This is a genomic window from Bradyrhizobium sp. BR14999 (assembly GCF_056106085.1).
Map to the genome: position 1 here is coordinate 7,561,161 of NZ_CM148536.1, position 15,471 is coordinate 7,576,631.

Below are 15,471 nucleotides of genomic sequence, written 5' to 3' on the forward strand. Positions count from 1 at the left end.
CGAGATACCCTCTCCCCAACCCTCCCCCGCAAGCGGGGGAGGGAGCAGACCGCACGCGGTGGCTTGCTCCTCGACCCTAATTTTCCGGTTCTGACTCCATGAAGATCTATCTGGCAGGCCCCGACGTGTTCCTGCCGGACGCGGTAGAGATCGGCCGCCGCAAGGTCGATATCTGCACGGCTCATGGCCTTACCGGCCTTTATCCCCTCGACAACGCGATCGACCTCACCGCGCCCGATGTCTCGCGGCAGATCTTTTGCGGCAACGAGGCGATGATGGACAAGGCCGACGCCATCATTGCGAACCTCACCCCCTTCCGGGGCGCCGGCGCCGATCCCGGTACCGTCTACGAGCTCGGCTACATGGCCGGGCGGCGTAAGTTCTGCCTCGCCTATTCCAATGACGGCGCCGTCTATGCCGACCGCGTCGGCCGTTTCATGGACGTCGCCTCCGAGGACGGACGGCTGGTCGATGCGCAGGGGCTGACGGTCGAGGATTTCGGTCTCGTCGACAACCTCATGATGATCCACGCGCTGGAACTGCACGGCTGCCCGCTGGTGACACCGGCGCAGATGCCGGTCGATGTCTGGCACGATCTCGCCGCGTTCGAGGCTTGCGTCCGGATGGCGGCCGCGCGATTGATCGCTACATAAGCACTTCAGTCGTGCCCATGAGAGCGTGATGCCCCCTGCCCGCAAGCGCGCGGATGTATTGCTGGTTGAGCGCGGCCTGTTCGAGAGCCGGGCACGGGCGCGCGCGGCGATCGAGGCCGGCCTCGTCACGGCCGACGACAAGCCGGTTTCGAAACCGTCCGAGACGATCGCCGAGGACGCGGTGATCCAGGCCGAGCCGGCGCATCCCTATGTCTCTCGCGGCGGCGTCAAGCTCGCCGGCGCGCTCGAGCATTACCCGATTGAAATCGAGGACCATGTCTGCCTCGATGTCGGCGCCTCCACCGGCGGCTTCACCGAGGTGCTGCTGGCGAACGGGGCAAGCCTGGTGTTCGCCATCGACGTCGGCACCAGCCAATTGCATCCCTCGCTGCGCGATCATCCCAAGATCGTGTCGATGGAGGAGACCGATATAAGGTCCTACGAAGGCAAACGTCTGCCGGCGCGGCCCGATATTGTCGTCATCGACGTCAGCTTCATCTCGCTCAAGGCGGTGCTGCCGGTGGCGTTGTCGCTGGCGGCGGCACCCATGAGCCTGCTGGCGCTGATCAAGCCGCAATTCGAGGCGGAGCGAAAGCACAACAAGAAGGGCATCATCCGCGACGCCGCCGTGCACCAGGAGATCTGTGACGACATCGCGGCCTTTGCCGCTTCGCTCGGCTGCACCGACATCGAGATATTCCCCTCACCGATCACGGGCGGCGACGGCAACATCGAATTTTTCCTGGGCGCGCGCCGTGGTTGAGCGCCTGACGATTGATCATGTCGGCCATCGCGGCGACGGCGTCTGCCTGGACGCCGGCGCAGCGATCTATGTGCCCTATACGCTTGGCGGCGAGACCGTCGAGGTCGATCACGTCGCGGGCCACCATCCTGACCGCCGCAAGCTGCTCGCGGTCGACGTCGCAAGCCCCGAGCGCATCGAACCGTTCTGCCCGCATTTCGGCGTCTGCGGCGGCTGCGCCATCCAGCATTGGGCGAGCGAACCCTATCACGCCTGGAAGCGCGGCATCGTGGTCGAAACGCTGGCGCAGGCTGGCGTCGATTGCGAGGTGGCACCGCTGGTCGATGCGCACGGCGCCGGGCGCAGGCGCATCACGCTGCACGGCCGCTTCGGCACGCATGACGTTCTCAAGGTCGGCTTCTCCGCGACGAGTTCGCACGACGTCATTCCAATCCATCGCTGTCCCATCCTCGATCCCGCGCTCGCCGGCGCGATAGACGCCGCCTGGGCGCTGGCCGAACCGCTGACGACCAAGATGCCGGTGACGAAGCCGCTCGATATCCAGGTCACCGCCACCACCAACGGCCTCGATGTCGATGTGCGCGGCTCCGGCCCGCTGCCGACGCCACTGGTGACGGCGCTGTCCCGCGTCGCCGAGCAGCACCGCCTGGCGCGACTGACGCGGCATGGCGAACTGGTGCTGCAGCGCCTGCCGCCGACGGTCAGGATGGGCCGCGCTGAGGTGACGCTGCCGCCGGGCTCATTCTTGCAGGCGACCGTCGCAGGCGAAGAGACGCTGGCCGCGCTCGTCGCCGAGCGCGTCGGCAAGGCCAAGGAAATTGTCGACCTCTTCTGCGGCGTCGGCCCGTTCGCGCTGAGGCTGGCCGAGAAGGCCCGCGTGACCGCCTATGACAGCGACGCCGGCGCGATCGCAGCGCTGGCGAAAGCGGCGCGCACGCCCGGCCTGAAGCCGATCAAAGCCCAGCCGCGCGACCTGTTCCGCCGTCCCGTAGTGCCGCAGGAACTGCGCGACTTCGACGCGGTGGTATTCGACCCGCCGCGCCAGGGCGCCCAAGCTCAGGCGCTGAAGCTTGCCGCAAGCAAGGTGCCCGTCGTGGTCGCCGTGTCCTGCAACGCCGCGACCTTCGCCCGTGATGCGCGACTGCTCATCGACGGCGGCTATCGGCTGGAGGCGGTGGTGCCGGTCGACCAGTTCCGGCACACGCCGCATGTGGAGCTGGTGGCGCGGTTCAGCCGGTGACGTCGGATCGCTAAGCCGACGGCTCGAATTGCGGTTGCCATCGCAGCAGGTAGGACTGGAGCGAACGCACCGCGATCGCCAGCAGGATGCCGACGAACATCATGACGAAGATGGCGACCATCATCTCGCTGGCATTGGCCCGCGCCTCGGCTTCGATGATGAGCTTGCCAAGGCCGCGCTCGGCACCGATGAATTCGCCGACGATGACGCCGATCAGCGCAAAGGACACCGCCGGCAGCAGCGAAGCGAACACCCAGGCGAGCGCGGACGGGATCACGACCGTGCGCAGCACGGTGAATTCGCTGGCGCCGAGCAGACGGGCGGCGGCGATCTGGTCGCGGTCGACCGCACGCGTCCCCTCGAAGGTGTTGAAGAACACCACGAAGAACACGACGAGCCAGGCGGTCGCGATCTTGGAGAGATCGCCGAGTCCGAAGATCAGGATGACGAGCGGTACCAGCGCGATGCGCGGTATCGAATTGAATGCCACGATGTAGGGCCCGAATACGCGGGCCAGGAAATCCGAACGGCCGAGGATCAGGCCAGCCGCGATGCCGCTCGCAGATCCGAACAGGAATCCCCACCAGGTGTTCTTCAGCGTGACGAGCGTTGCAAGCCACAGATTGTTGTCGTTGGCCTTGATGCAGGCGGCAAAGCCGCTGGTATCGGCAAAGCAGCCAAGCCGCAGGAAGCTCTGCCAGATCAGCGACGGCTTGGCGACGAAATAGGGATCGAGGATCTTCGGTACGTAGGCCTTCGGCAGCAGCGCCTTGCTCCATTCAAAGCCCCACTGCCAGATGACGAGAACGGCCGCGAGAATGGCCAGTTGCCAGAACAGGATGACGGTGCGGCTGTTGGACATGGTCAGTCGGCCCTGGTGCGGCGGAACTCTTCGCCGAGCGAATGCCAGATGTGGGAATAGAGACGGCCGAACTCGGCGGTCTCGCGCACGGCCACGGGATCGCGCGGACGCGGGATGGCGACGTCGAAGTCTTCCTTGAGACGGCCGGGCCGCGCCGAGAGCAGGATGATGCGGCTCGCCAGTGTCAAAGCTTCGCCGAGATCGTGCGTCACGAACAGCACGGTCTGCCGCTCGCGTTCCCAGATCTCCAGCAGCGTCTTGTGCATCTCCAGCTTGGTGTGAGTGTCGAGCGCGCCGAACGGCTCGTCCATCAGCAGAATCTCGGGCTCCAGGATCAGGGTGCGCATCAAGGCGACGCGCTGGCGCATGCCGCCGGACAGCATGCGTGGAAAGCTCTGCGCAAAACCCGAGAGCCCGGCCTTTTCGACCGCCGAAGCGACGCGCCCTGCGCGCTCGGTCTTCGGCAGTCCCGCGATCTCCAGCCCATAGCCGATGTTCTGCTCCACGGTTCGCCAGGGAAACAGCGTATCGCGCTGGAAGACATAGCCGACCCTGGGGTTGACCTTGCCGGTCTCGACCGTGTCCTCGTCGATCAGGATGCGTCCGCCAGAGCGCGGCAACAGCCCCGCGACCATGTTGAGGATGGTGCTCTTGCCGCAGCCGGAGGGACCGAGCAACGCGACGAACTCGCCCTGCTTGACCTCGAAGGAGACGTCATCCACCGCCACGAACTCGCGGCCGGACGCGTTGAATCGCTTGGCGAGCCCCTGCACGGCAATGCGGGTGCGCGCCGCCGCTATTTGATCCTCGTCTCGCGCGAGCGCGAGGCCCTGACCTGGCGCGGCGATCATTTGTATTTCGCCCTGGCTGCCTGGAGGAAGCTCATGTCGACGACATCCTCGTATCTGGTCTCGGGAATATCAGTTCCCTTGCGGTACCAGGGCTTGGCGCCACGTTCGAACGCGGGCTTGTCGATCACACCGTCATAGGCCCAGGTCGACTTGTCGAAGCCGAGCTCGGCGCTGACCGCGTCGGGATCGATGCCCGAGAAATATTTCGGCGTGACCAGCGCCTGCACCTCGGCGAGCGGCGTCGCCTTCACGAAAGCCATCGCGCGATGGATCGCATTGACATAGGCCTGCACCATCGCCTTGTCCTGCTCGATCGTGTCCTGGAGCGTGTAGATCACCAGCACGGGCAGCGTCCCGCCGAAATCCTTCTCAAACACGCCGGGCTTGGACGTGTCGTAGATCGTCCGGCCAAAGCCCTTCTTCTCGACCTCGACGATCCAGCTCGGCGGCGCCATGATGGCGTCGAACTGCTTGGTCTGGAGCGAGGGGAACATGGTGTTGGTCCCGCCGCCCGCGACCCAGTTCACCTTGCCGCCGAGCCCGCGCGCTTCGAACACATAAGTGCCGAACACCCAGGTGCCCGACCCGATGGCGGTCGCGGCGACGATCGGCTTGGCGCCATCGGGGCGCTTGTAGTCCGCGAGCTTCTCGACCGAATTGATGCCGGCGTCGTAGAGGTCCTGCCGGACCATGATGCTGGCGTAGGAGCACACCATCTCGGTCGCGAGCAGGATCTTGCAGGGCTTGCCACGCGCGCCGAGCTGGAGCGGATGGCTGGCATCGCCATGGGCGAACAGCGCCTGCCCCGCCGCCAGGGTCTGGCGACCGAACGTGCCGGCATTGCCGGTGACGAGCTTGGAATCGAGTCCTTCGTCGCTAAAGTACCCCTTCAGCTCCGCGATCATGCCGATGGCATAGACCGGCGACACCGGTCCGAAGGCGAGCGAGACCTGCTTGGCCTCGGCGCGCAGCTGCCCCGGCAGCAGCGATGCGCCGGCCCATGCGGAGCCTGCGATCAGCGCCTGGCGCCTGGTAATGCTCATGTGCTCCTCCTCCCTTGGTTTCTTTGTTCGATTGCGCCGATCGGTCAGGACGGCGCGACCTTGATCGTCCCTGCTTGTCGCAGCGTTTCGATCTCATTCGGCGACATGCCGATCTCGCTCAGGATCTCGCCGCTGTGTTCGCCGATCTCGGGTGGATCGTAGCGGTTGGGCAGGCGCCTTCCGTCCATGGAAATCGGCAAGAGCGGCGTCTTGGCCTCGCCGCCGTCGGGCAGCCGAATATCGGTCAGGCCGCCGGACTGGTTGAGATGCGGATCATCGAAGAGATCGCCGGGCTTGTTCACCGGCGCGTAGGGCAGATCGAGCTGCTCGAGACGCGCGGCGAGATCGGCCTTGTCCCATTGCTTGAAGATCTTCGCGATCTCGGGGATCAGCCAGCCGCGATGATCGACGCGGTCGTTGCTCGTTGCAAAGCGCGGATCAACGAGCCAGGCTTCGCGATCGAAGGCGCGGCAGAACGCCGCCCATTGCTCTTCACCGACGATGGTGACGAATAGTTTCGAGCCGTCCCGGGTATCGAAGAGATCATAAACCGGCCATGGGCTGTCCTTGATCGAATACGGGATCGAGGGCTGGCCGCTGACCACCTCGCACATCATGGCCTGCGCCATCAGGAACACGTTGTTCTCGTACAGCGCACTCTGGATGTAGCGACCCCGGCCGGTCCGCTGCCGCTCGGCCAGCGCAGCCTGAATTGCGATCACGCCGAACATTCCGCCCATGACATCGTTGACCGAGGCGCCCGCGCGCATGGGCCGATCGGGCAAGCCGGTCATGTAGGCGAGGCCGCCCATCATCTGCACGACCTCGTCGAGCGCGAGGCGATTCTCGTAAGGCCCGGGCAAATAGCCTTTGAGCGAGCAATAGATCAGGCGTGGTGCAAAGGCCGCGACGCTCTCGTAGTCGAGGCCGATCCGCTTCAACAGGCCCGGCCGGAAATTCTCGATCAGGACGTCGCTGTTCTCGATCAGCCTGCGTGCGATGTTCTGGCCTTCCGCGGTCGACGTATCCAGCGCGATGCTGCGCTTGTTGCGGCTGTAGGTCGCGAAGAAGCCGGCGGCGGGCCCCTTGAAGTACCGAGTGCGGTCGCCCTTGGGCGGCTCGACCTTGATCACGTCGGCGCCGAGATCGGCGAGGATCAAGCCGCAGCTCGGCCCCATCACCATCTGGCTGAACTCGATGACCCGCAGGCCTGCCAGCGGACGAAGCTCCGATGCAGTCTCACACGCAGCCCTGGTCATGCCGCGCTCCGCAGGACCTTGGGGATGCCGGCCTCGTGCAGATGCCCCGTCAAATGTTTTGCCGGGATATGGCGGGCGAGAATATCGCGCGTTTGCATCAGGCGGTCGAGGTCGATGCCGGTAGAGAATCCCATGCGCTCCAGCATGAACACGAGATCCTCGGTGACGATGTTGCCACGCGCACCGGGTGCAAAAGGACAGCCGCCGAGGCCGGACACCGCGGCGTCGAAACGGCGGATGCCCGCTTCGAGGCCGGCGACGGCATTGGCAAGGCCCGCACCGAGCGTGTCGTGCAGATGCAGTCGCAGCGTCATTTGCGGCCCGACCTCGCGACGCACGGCCACGACGATCTGCCCGATCGATTTGGGCGTCGCATAGCCGACGGTGTCGGCAAGCCCGATCTCGTCGGCGCGGGCTTCGGCAAAAGCGCGTGCCACACGGCACACGGCCGCCTCGCTCACCGCGCCCTCCAACGAGCAACCGAAGGAGGTGGAGATCGCGCCCATCAGTTGCGGCCGCTGGTCCACCGGCCGGGCGTCGATCGCGGCGCGGACCGCGCGAAAGCCGTCGAGCTGCTCTTCTATCGTGCGGCGCACATTGGCGCGGTTGTGCGTCTCGCTTGCCGAGATGACGAAATAGACGGCGTTGACGCCTGCTGCGATGGCGCGCTCGGCGCCCTTCGGGTTCGGCACCAGCGCGCCGATGGTTGCGGACTTGTGTGTGAGCGCATGCGCCATCACCGCATCGACGTCGGCGAATTGCGGCACGACCTTTGGCGGGACGAAGGATCCGGCATCGATCTCGCGCACGCCGGCGGCCGCGATCGTGTCGATCAGCGCGCATTTGGCTTCGGTCGGAACGAAGATGTCCAGATTCTGGAGACCATCGCGGGGAGCAACCTCGCAAATGTGGACATCGGGCGCGCGCGCCATCGTGGCTCTCCCTGGGCCGATTGTATATTGTTGCATAAAAGAACAATCCATGGGACAGTCTGTCAAGCCCAAAACTTGCGTGCACTGCAATGATCGCATCCGACAGTTCCCGACAGCGCAGCGTCAAAAACGGTTCCGAGCGCGCCGAGCACCTCGCCGGCCTGATCATGGCGCTGGCCCGGCGCGAAGGCATGAAGGTCGGAGACCGCCTGATCGAACAAAGGCTTGCGGATGCGCTGGACCTTTCACGCGCGCCGATCCGGCTCGGCCTGAAGGCTCTGGAAGCAGCGGGGCTGGCACGCGGCGAGCCGCATCGCGGCTTTGTGCTGGCAAAGAATCCCACCAGCGGCGCCGCCCAACCCGCGCTCGCGGCGGTCAGGCGCAACGAGCAGGTTTATGCGACCATCGCAGGCGACGTGCTCGCAACGCGGCTGCCGGCCGACGTCACCGAGGCCGAGCTGATGCGCCGCTATGGCCTCAGCCGGGCCGAGCTACAACGGCTGCTGGACCGGATCGCCGCCGAGGGCTGGATCGCGCGCCTGCCCGGCTATGGCTGGCGCTTTGCCGAGACGGTCTCGAATCCCGAAGCCCAGGCCAAGGCCAAGGCATTTCGCGCGGTGATCGAGCCGGCGGCGATCGCGCAGCCGGGCTTTGCGCTGCCGCAGGAGGTGATCGTACGCTTGCGCGAGCGCCAACAACGCGTCTTCGAAGGCGAGCTCGAAAAGATGACGATCGGCGAGATCTTTCACTCCGGCTGCGAATTCCACGAAGAGATCATCCGCGGCGCCGGCAATCCCTTCTTTCTCGACGCGCTCAAGCGCGTGAACTCGATCAGACGCCTGTTCGCCTATCGCAGCTTCGCCGACCGCGACGGCATGCGGCGGCACGTGCGCGAGCATCTGCGCCTGCTCGACGTCCTGGAGACGCGGCGCTACACTGAGGCGGCCGACCTGATGGCCCGGCACCTGCAACGCCCGCTGGTGGCGGGCTTGTCGTGATGCGCGAACCAAATTGCTGCCATCCCAGCTTGATTCCGGTCAATCGCTCTCGCGTCTGTTGGTGCTAACGCGTCCCTGCGCATCGGCAGGGAGCGGACGTTCGTGTTCAACCGACGGCAGTTCATCACAACCGCGCTCGGGTGGTCCGCGGCTGCGGTCAGCGGCTCGCCTGCTGCAGGAGCAACGATGACCTACGACGAGGCGGTGGATGCATCACGGGCCCCACTTCAAGCCAGGCCGAGGGATCGCGAGCTCGTCCGATTTGCGACCCTGGCGGCCAACAGCCACAACACCCAGCCGTGGATCTTCTCTGCGCTCGGCAACGAAATCGTAATTGCCCCCGACTTCGCGCGCCGCTGTCCGGCCGTCGATCCGGATGACCATCATCTCTTCGTCAGTCTCGGCTGCGCTGCGGAAAACCTCATCCTCGCAGCTTCCACACTGGGTTGGCACGCCACTCCGTTCGTCGATGGCGACCGGATCGTGATCACGCTCGAAGAGGCCCCGCCGGCAGCATCGGAGCTGGCCGCTGCGATTCCCGTCAGGCAATGCACCCGTGCGACCTTCGACGGCAGGCCGGCCACACCGGAGATCTTGCGCCGGCTCGAGAACGCCTGTCGCGAACCGAACGTCGCGGCGGTCCTGATGACCGAACGCGCCGCGATCGCTGAGGTCACCGACTATGTGCTCGAAGGCAACTCGGCGCAAATGCGCGACAAGGCCTTCATGCGCGAGCTCGTCAGCTGGATCCGCTTCAACGAGGCGGAGGCGCTCGCGACCATGGACGGGTTGTTCTCGCCCGCGTCGGGAAACCCGTCGCTGCCTTCATGGGCGGCGCGACCGCTTCTGAAACTCTTCTTCACCGAGAGCGGGGAAAACAAGAAATACCGCGAAGAGCTCGAAAGCTCTGCGGGCGTCATCGTGCTCGCTGCCGATCGCAGCGACAAGTGGCATTGGATCGCGGTCGGCCGCGCCTGTCAGCGTTTCGGCTTGCAGGCGACCGCGTTGGGACTAAAATATTCCTTCGTCAACCAGCCGGTCGAGGTGGCAGCGCTGAGGCCGCAATTTGCGACGCGGCTCGGGCTGGGCGAACGGCGCCCCGACATCGTGATGCGCTTCGGGACCGGCCCGAACCTGCCGAAATCGCTGCGACGTCCACCAGAGCTGGTGATGCAATTCTAACGACGCAAGCCGCCCAGCGCCGGCGACTCGCCGGGCAGCATCGAGGAGTTGATGTCGCTGTCCATGCGTCCCGATTGCTGTTGGATGAATCCGGCACCGAACGACAGGCTGAGATTGGAGGTCGGCTTGAACTCGACACCCGCGAACGCGCCATAACCGGGCGTGGCGCTGGAGGTCAGCGGCGCCAGCGAGCTGCCGATGCCGTTGCCGAATTTCAGCGTGTCGAAGCCGGCGAAGAACGTGACGGGGATGCCGCCCGCCGTCTTGGTGTTGTAGCCGAACTGCGTGCTGTCATAGGACAGCGCGCTGAAATTGCCGGCCGAGCCGGCCTGATTGAAGCCGCTCAGACCAAAATTGCCGCGCTCGCTGCCGACGAAGAAACCGTTCGCATAGCTGGTACGCCAACCCGCATCGCCGGCATTGAAGCTCGAGAAGCCGCCGTAAGTATCGGAACTCTGCTCGGCACCACCACTGAGGCCGAAAGGCCCGCCGGGAATCCAATATCTCAGCGGCGCAACTTGCGCATGAGCCGGTGCGCCGGTGAGGCAGAGCAAGGCGAGAGTTGCAAGAGCGCGTGAAGCTGCGGGGTTGAACATTCAGATGACCGTCAAGAGTTTTGCAAATTATACTCCTCGGACATCACCAATGCCAGCGGTGCGACCGCGCCGACGTCACGGCCCCGAGCCTCCCGGAGAGCTCCACCTGATGCCCCACGATCCGCTGCTCACGCGCCTGACATCCGCCTTTGCCGGGGTACCGGGCGTCGAGGCTGTCGTTCTCGGCGGCTCGCGTGCACGGGGCAGCGGGCACTCCACGTCGGACTACGATGTCGGCCTCTATTTCAAGACGGCGATCCCGCTGGATACCGAACGGCTGCTGGCCGCCGCAAAAGACATCGCCGACGATCCCGCAGCCACGACCGTGACGCCGGTCGGCGAATGGGGTCCGTGGATCGTCGGCGGCGCCTGGCTTTCAGTGGAAGGCCGCAAGGTCGACCTGCTCTATCGCAACGCCGACGCGGTCGAAGCGGCGATGGAATCCAGCCGCGCCGGCGTGGTCACCATGGATTATCAGCCCGGCCATCCGCATGGCTTCTGCTCGGCCATCTGGATGGGCGAGATCGCGTATTGTCAGCCTCTGCACGACCCGAAGGGTTTGATCGTTCATCTCAAATCAATCGCGCTTCCGTATCCGCAGGCTCTGCGCCGCGCCCTGATCCGGCGCTTCCAGTGGGAAGTCCTGTTCAGCATCGAAAATGCCGAGCTCGCGGCGGCACGTAACGAGCGGACCCACATCGCGGGATGCCTCTACAGATCGCTCGCCTGCATTGCGCAGGTGCTGTTCGCCCTGAACGAACGCTATCTCATCAACGAAAAGGGCGCGCTCCAGGAGGCGGCCGGCGTGCCGCTGACGATTCCGCAACTGGAGGAGCAGGCAAACGAGGTCTGGCGGCTGATCGGCGACGGCACCTTTGCGCCCGCTTGCGAGGCCTTGCGCAGGATCGACCGGCAGCTGAAGGTGCTGACATCTTGAAAGCATGGAGAACCCAGTGACATCGGATAGTCCCGTCACTTACGAATTTGCAGGCAACATCGCCCGCATCACGCTGCGCCGCCCGCCCGTCAACGCGCTGAGCCTCGAGGTGATCCGCGCGGTGGTCGCGGCGCTCCGCCGCGCCGCGGACGATCCGGAGGCGCGCGTGGTCGTGCTGGCGAGCGCTATCCCTAAGCGCTTCTCGGCCGGCCTCGATCTCGACATCCTGCTCGGCAAGCCCGGCGCCGAGATCCGCGAATTCCTCCAGGCGCTCTATATCGACCTCTACGACGCGCAGTATCGGCTCGGCAAACCGTCGATCGCCGCCGTCGGCGGCGCGGCGCGGGGCGGCGGCATGACCATGGCAGTGTCCTGCGATGTGGTGCTGGCGGCCGAGAGCGCGACGTTCGGCTATCCCGAGATCGACGTCGGCGTCATCCCGGCGATCCACTATGCCCATCTGCCGCGGATCGTCGGACGTCACCGCGCCTTCGATCTGCTGTTCACCGGCCGCGTCTTCAGCGCCGCGGAGGCGCGCGAGCTCGGCGTGGTCAACCGCGTCGTCGCCGACGCGGAGCTCGAGGCCGAGGTCGCAAGGCTCGCGGCGCAGTTCGCGGGAAAATCGGCGGCGGTGCTACGGATGGGCCGCGCCGCCTTCATGCGCCAGATCGATCTCGACTATCGGCGCAGCATTGCAAGCGCCGTCGACGATTTCTGCAATGTCGCGACGTCGGATGAGGCGCAGGAGGGCTTGAGAGCGTTCGTGGAGAAGCGGCCGCCGAAATGGTGAGGACGGCAGCTTTCAGGCGGTCTTGTCGACCGAAGACGAGGAGTCGGCCGGCGGATATTTCGTCACCGGCACCATGAAGGATTTCGTGCCGACCTGGTAGATGATCTTGCCGTTCTGCCCGTCATCGGTTGCGATCTGCGCCTGGCCGAACATGATGACGTTCTTGTAGACGGTGCCGGTGCCCTGGCGGGTGACGCCGTCGGTGGTGACGCTGACCTGGGCTTCCTTGCCGTTGACCGAGAGCACCTTGAAGCTCGCGCTCTTGCCGTTCTCGCTGGAATAGCCGCCCCAGCTTCCCATGAGGCGGCTGTCGGAAGCCGGCGGGTCCTGCTTCTCGAGGTTCGCGGTCTGCTTGCCAGCGCCCCCGAAGGAGAACAGCAGCACCATGTTCTTGCCGTCCTTGGTGCCGACCGTGACCCCGCCAAAGGTGATGAGCGTGCCCTTGACCTCGGCAAAGCCGCGCTCGGTGTGGCCGTTATGGGTGTACTCGACCTGCGCCCGGGCACCGCGGATGTTCACGACCTTGAAGCCGACGGGCTGGTTGTTGCCCACCCAATTGCCCTTCCAGTCACCAAGCAGCGCGCTCTGGTGATACAGCCGCTCGTTGGCGGGAGAAATCTGGCTGGTGCTCGACGTGACGATGGCCATGGTCTGCTCGGTGGACGGGTTCGACGAACCCGCTCTCGTTCGCGCGCCCGACAGCAAAGTCAAAACTGCGATCGGAAACGAACTGAAACAACCGGATTAGGGCCATGTGCCGGTTAACGAGCGGTTAAATTCAACCGTCGGGCGAGATGAAGCGAAAGGTCCCAACCGGCGTGCGCTATTAACGGCCCCAGCGGTCCGACCAGATCTTCTCGCCGATCATGCAACTGACGCGCGGCTCCTTGTCCGCAACCCGCATCACGGGGCGCTCCGGCATGCGGCCAGCGACCTCCATCAGCAGCTTGGTGCGGATCGCTTCCTTGAACTTGTCGCGATCCTTGATCGTGATGACGAAAGAGCCGGGACCGCCGATGACGCAGTCCTCGTAGTAGAAGTCGAGATTGTCGATATCCATGGTCGAATAGGACGGCTCCTTGACCATGATCGGCAGACCGTTGATGACGATGCCCTTCTCGAGCGCGGCATCGCGCGCCACCGTGACCGGGATGCCATTGTTGTTGGGGCCGTCACCGGAAATGTCGATCACGCGACGCAAGCCCCGATATGGATCCTCGTCGAACAGCGGCATCGCAAACGTGATCGCGCCGGAGATCGAGGTGCGCGAGGCACGCCGGATCGGCGTCTTCATGATCTCGGCGGCAACCGCATCCGCGGTCTCGGGGCCGTCGATCAGGCGCCAGGGGATGATGATCTTCTGGTCGCTGGAGGCGGCCCACTCGAAATAGGTTACCGCGATCCGGCCGTTCGGACCGAGCTTCAGCGCCTGGAGGAATTCTTTGGACTGGATCGCCAGCGCGTAGCCTTCGCGCTGGACCGCGAGCTCGTCCATGTCCATGGAGTAGGAGACGTCGACCGCGAGGATCAGTTCGACGTCGACCGTCTGTGCATCCTTGTCGGCAGCCAGCCGCTGCGGCTGATTCTCAAGCGGCTCGAATTTAGGTCCTGGCGCCGCGATGCCCGCGACGTCCCCTCCGGCAAGCACGCCGGCCACCAGCACAGCCCCGATCGAGAACAGCAAGCGCATCGCAGCGGTCTCCCGTCGTATGACGCGATGGTGACATGCAATCGCCTTGCCGCAAAGTGCGAAGATCGCTTGCGCTTCACATTCGAGTTAGGAACGACGTGCTCGCCGCCGTGTTGCCTCGCTTCGCGCGACTGGAACACACAGCGAGACCGGCACCGTCGTTCCAGAGCTCGCGACGCGCGCAGAATGACGCCTAGGGACAGCGCGGCCGGCCCACTTGTCCGCCGCAATTTCCATGCTAGGCTGGATGCACAGATGGGGATGGAGTCCCCCGACAACCGCCCGGCGGTCGATGATCGTACTGGGCTGATGACTCCTGCTTGAGGTGGGGCAATCTTTGAGCCTCTGCCTTTGGTGGGAGCATGGACCGACCCGCCGATGGCGGGTTTTTTGTTGCCTGGTGGCGAAGGCAGGAAACTGGGCCAGCAAGCCAAGGCCAGGAGAAAGTGAAGACGTGACCACGACGACACCGAATGCTGCGCGCGCCACCTTACCCAGGGGAATCTGGGTGCTCGGCTTCGTCTCGATGCTGATGGACATCTCCTCCGAGATGATCCATGCGCTGCTGCCGGTCTATCTCGTCACCGCGCTCGGCGCCTCCACGCTCACGGTCGGCTTCATCGAGGGCATTGCCGAGGCGACCGCCTCGATCACGAAGATCTTCTCCGGCGCGTTGTCGGACTGGCTCGGCCGCCGCAAGCTGCTCGCCGCGCTCGGCTACGGGCTGGCCGCCTTCACCAAGCCGCTGTTTCCGCTCGCCCCGAGCGTCGGATGGCTGGTGGCGGCACGCTTCATCGACCGCGTCGGCAAGGGCATTCGCGGCGCGCCGCGCGATGCGCTGATCGCCGACATCGCTCCCATCGGCCTGCGCGGCGCGAGCTTTGGCCTGCGGCAATCGCTCGACACCATCGGCGCCTTCGTCGGGCCGCTCGCGGCCATCGGCATGATGTGGTGGACGGCTGACAATTTTACGATCGTGTTCTGGGTGGCAGTGCTGCCGGCCTTTCTGTCCTTCGGCCTGATCGCCTTCGCCGTGCACGAGCCGGAGCCGGATCCGAACCGAAAACCTGCAACGAACCCGCTCAATCTTGCCGCGATGCAGCAGCTCGGGGCAGTCTACTGGCGCGTCGTCGCGGTCGGTGTCGTGTTCACGCTGGCGCGCTTCAGCGAGGCCTTCCTGATCCTGCGCGCGCAGAACATCGGGCTCAACCCGATGTGGGTGCCGGCGGTGCTGGTGCTGATGAACGTCACTTATGCGCTGTCGGCCTATCCCGCCGGCGTGCTGTCGGACCGGATCAACCGCACCGGCCTGCTCGCGCTCGGCCTGGTCTTCCTCGCCGGCGCCGACCTCGCGCTGGCACTGCTCCCGAGCCTTGCAGGCCTCGCGCTCGGCGTCGTGCTGTGGGGGCTGCATATGGGGCTGACGCAAGGCCTGCTCTCGGCCCTCGTCGCCGATGCCGCGCCGCCGAGCCTGCGCGGCACCGCATTCGGCTATTTCAACCTGCTCACGGGCCTGGCCCTGCTGGCTGCGAGCGTGATCGCCGGCGCGTTGTGGGATGCCTATGGTCCGGCAGGCACGTTCCTGGCGGGACTCGGCTTTGCCCTGATCTCGCTCATGGGGCTGCTTGCCGTCGGCAACGGTCTGGCAGCGGAGCAAGAATGATGACGGGGAGGC

General features: G+C 65.3%; 16 protein-coding genes and 1 riboswitch. Of the genes, 8 read left to right on the forward strand and 8 right to left on the reverse strand.

Translation table 11 applies throughout. The features are described 5' to 3' along the window. Positions 1 to 98: 98 nt before the first annotated feature. The 3 genes from ACR9YP_RS35295 to ACR9YP_RS35305 are packed head-to-tail and all read left to right on the forward strand — an operon-like array spanning position 99 to position 2,656. Positions 99 to 653 (forward strand): nucleoside 2-deoxyribosyltransferase, encoded by a 555-nt coding sequence (locus ACR9YP_RS35295; protein ID WP_438111715.1) that lies wholly within the window; start codon positions 99 to 101, stop codon positions 651 to 653. Between the two features lie 28 nt (positions 654 to 681). Beyond that, positions 682 to 1,416 carry a TlyA family RNA methyltransferase gene (locus tag ACR9YP_RS35300; RefSeq protein WP_370984963.1) on the forward strand — a complete coding sequence of 245 codons (735 nt, stop codon included), beginning with the start codon at positions 682 to 684 and terminating at the stop codon, positions 1,414 to 1,416. After that, positions 1,409 to 2,656, forward strand: coding sequence for a class I SAM-dependent RNA methyltransferase (locus ACR9YP_RS35305; protein ID WP_474218147.1), 1,248 nt, complete (start codon positions 1,409 to 1,411; stop codon positions 2,654 to 2,656). The genes ACR9YP_RS35300 and ACR9YP_RS35305 overlap by 8 nt, the downstream gene beginning before the upstream one ends. A gap of 10 nt (positions 2,657 to 2,666) precedes the next feature. On the opposite strand, the gene ACR9YP_RS35310 is transcribed toward ACR9YP_RS35305, so the two are convergent. From ACR9YP_RS35310 to ACR9YP_RS35330, 5 genes are read right to left on the reverse strand one after another with little or no spacing between them, the layout of a single operon-like run. Continuing rightward, complete coding sequence (locus ACR9YP_RS35310; RefSeq protein ID WP_438111714.1) at positions 2,667 to 3,518, reverse strand: ABC transporter permease; 852 nt, start codon at positions 3,516 to 3,518, stop codon at positions 2,667 to 2,669. Between the two features lie 2 nt (positions 3,519 to 3,520). Beyond that, a complete protein-coding gene (locus ACR9YP_RS35315) occupies positions 3,521 to 4,369 on the reverse strand; it encodes an ABC transporter ATP-binding protein (RefSeq protein ID WP_438111713.1) in 849 nt (282 codons plus the stop codon). Next, positions 4,366 to 5,412, reverse strand: coding sequence for an ABC transporter substrate-binding protein (locus ACR9YP_RS35320; protein WP_474218149.1), 1,047 nt, complete (start codon positions 5,410 to 5,412; stop codon positions 4,366 to 4,368). Before ACR9YP_RS35320 ends, ACR9YP_RS35315 begins: the two co-directional genes overlap by 4 nt. Positions 5,413 to 5,456: 44 nt before the next feature. Continuing rightward, positions 5,457 to 6,671: a CaiB/BaiF CoA transferase family protein gene (locus ACR9YP_RS35325; RefSeq protein WP_438111712.1), complete on the reverse strand. Its 1,215-nt coding sequence runs from the start codon at positions 6,669 to 6,671 to the stop codon at positions 5,457 to 5,459. After that, the gene (locus tag ACR9YP_RS35330) at positions 6,668 to 7,603 is read right to left on the reverse strand and encodes a hydroxymethylglutaryl-CoA lyase (RefSeq protein ID WP_438111711.1); all 936 of its coding nucleotides are present in this window, start codon (positions 7,601 to 7,603) and stop codon (positions 6,668 to 6,670) included. The genes ACR9YP_RS35325 and ACR9YP_RS35330 overlap by 4 nt, the downstream gene beginning before the upstream one ends. A gap of 89 nt (positions 7,604 to 7,692) precedes the next feature. Here ACR9YP_RS35330 and ACR9YP_RS35335 point away from each other — a divergent pair, with 89 nt between their 5' ends. After that, complete coding sequence (locus ACR9YP_RS35335; RefSeq protein WP_474218151.1) at positions 7,693 to 8,601, forward strand: GntR family transcriptional regulator; 909 nt, start codon at positions 7,693 to 7,695, stop codon at positions 8,599 to 8,601. 186 nt (positions 8,602 to 8,787) lie between these two features. Next, positions 8,788 to 9,783: an Acg family FMN-binding oxidoreductase gene (locus ACR9YP_RS35340; RefSeq protein WP_474218153.1), complete on the forward strand. Its 996-nt coding sequence runs from the start codon at positions 8,788 to 8,790 to the stop codon at positions 9,781 to 9,783. On the opposite strand, the gene ACR9YP_RS35345 is transcribed toward ACR9YP_RS35340, so the two are convergent. Next, on the reverse strand, positions 9,780 to 10,379 hold the full coding sequence (locus ACR9YP_RS35345) for a hypothetical protein (protein ID WP_474218155.1): 600 nt from the start codon (positions 10,377 to 10,379) through the stop codon (positions 9,780 to 9,782). The genes ACR9YP_RS35340 and ACR9YP_RS35345 overlap by 4 nt on opposite strands. A gap of 109 nt (positions 10,380 to 10,488) precedes the next feature. Between ACR9YP_RS35345 and ACR9YP_RS35350 the strand changes: the two genes are divergently transcribed. Then, positions 10,489 to 11,316, forward strand: a complete 828-nt coding sequence (locus ACR9YP_RS35350; protein ID WP_474218156.1) for a nucleotidyltransferase domain-containing protein — start codon at positions 10,489 to 10,491, stop codon at positions 11,314 to 11,316. Between the two features lie 16 nt (positions 11,317 to 11,332). Beyond that, a complete protein-coding gene (locus ACR9YP_RS35355) occupies positions 11,333 to 12,106 on the forward strand; it encodes an enoyl-CoA hydratase/isomerase family protein (RefSeq protein ID WP_474218157.1) in 774 nt (257 codons plus the stop codon). A 12-nt stretch (positions 12,107 to 12,118) separates the two neighbouring features. Here ACR9YP_RS35355 and ACR9YP_RS35360 read toward each other — a convergent pair whose 3' ends face one another. Beyond that, positions 12,119 to 12,754: a hypothetical protein gene (locus ACR9YP_RS35360; RefSeq protein WP_091893624.1), complete on the reverse strand. Its 636-nt coding sequence runs from the start codon at positions 12,752 to 12,754 to the stop codon at positions 12,119 to 12,121. 178 nt (positions 12,755 to 12,932) lie between these two features. After that, entirely contained in the window at positions 12,933 to 13,796 is an 864-nt protein-coding gene (locus ACR9YP_RS35365; protein WP_438111704.1) for a DUF1194 domain-containing protein, read from the reverse strand. 248 nt (positions 13,797 to 14,044) lie between these two features. After that, positions 14,045 to 14,122: riboswitch (Fluoride riboswitch) on the forward strand. Between the two features lie 128 nt (positions 14,123 to 14,250). Between ACR9YP_RS35365 and ACR9YP_RS35370 the strand changes: the two genes are divergently transcribed. Beyond that, the gene (locus ACR9YP_RS35370) at positions 14,251 to 15,459 is read left to right on the forward strand and encodes an MFS transporter (protein WP_438111703.1); all 1,209 of its coding nucleotides are present in this window, start codon (positions 14,251 to 14,253) and stop codon (positions 15,457 to 15,459) included. Positions 15,460 to 15,471 lie beyond the last annotated feature (12 nt).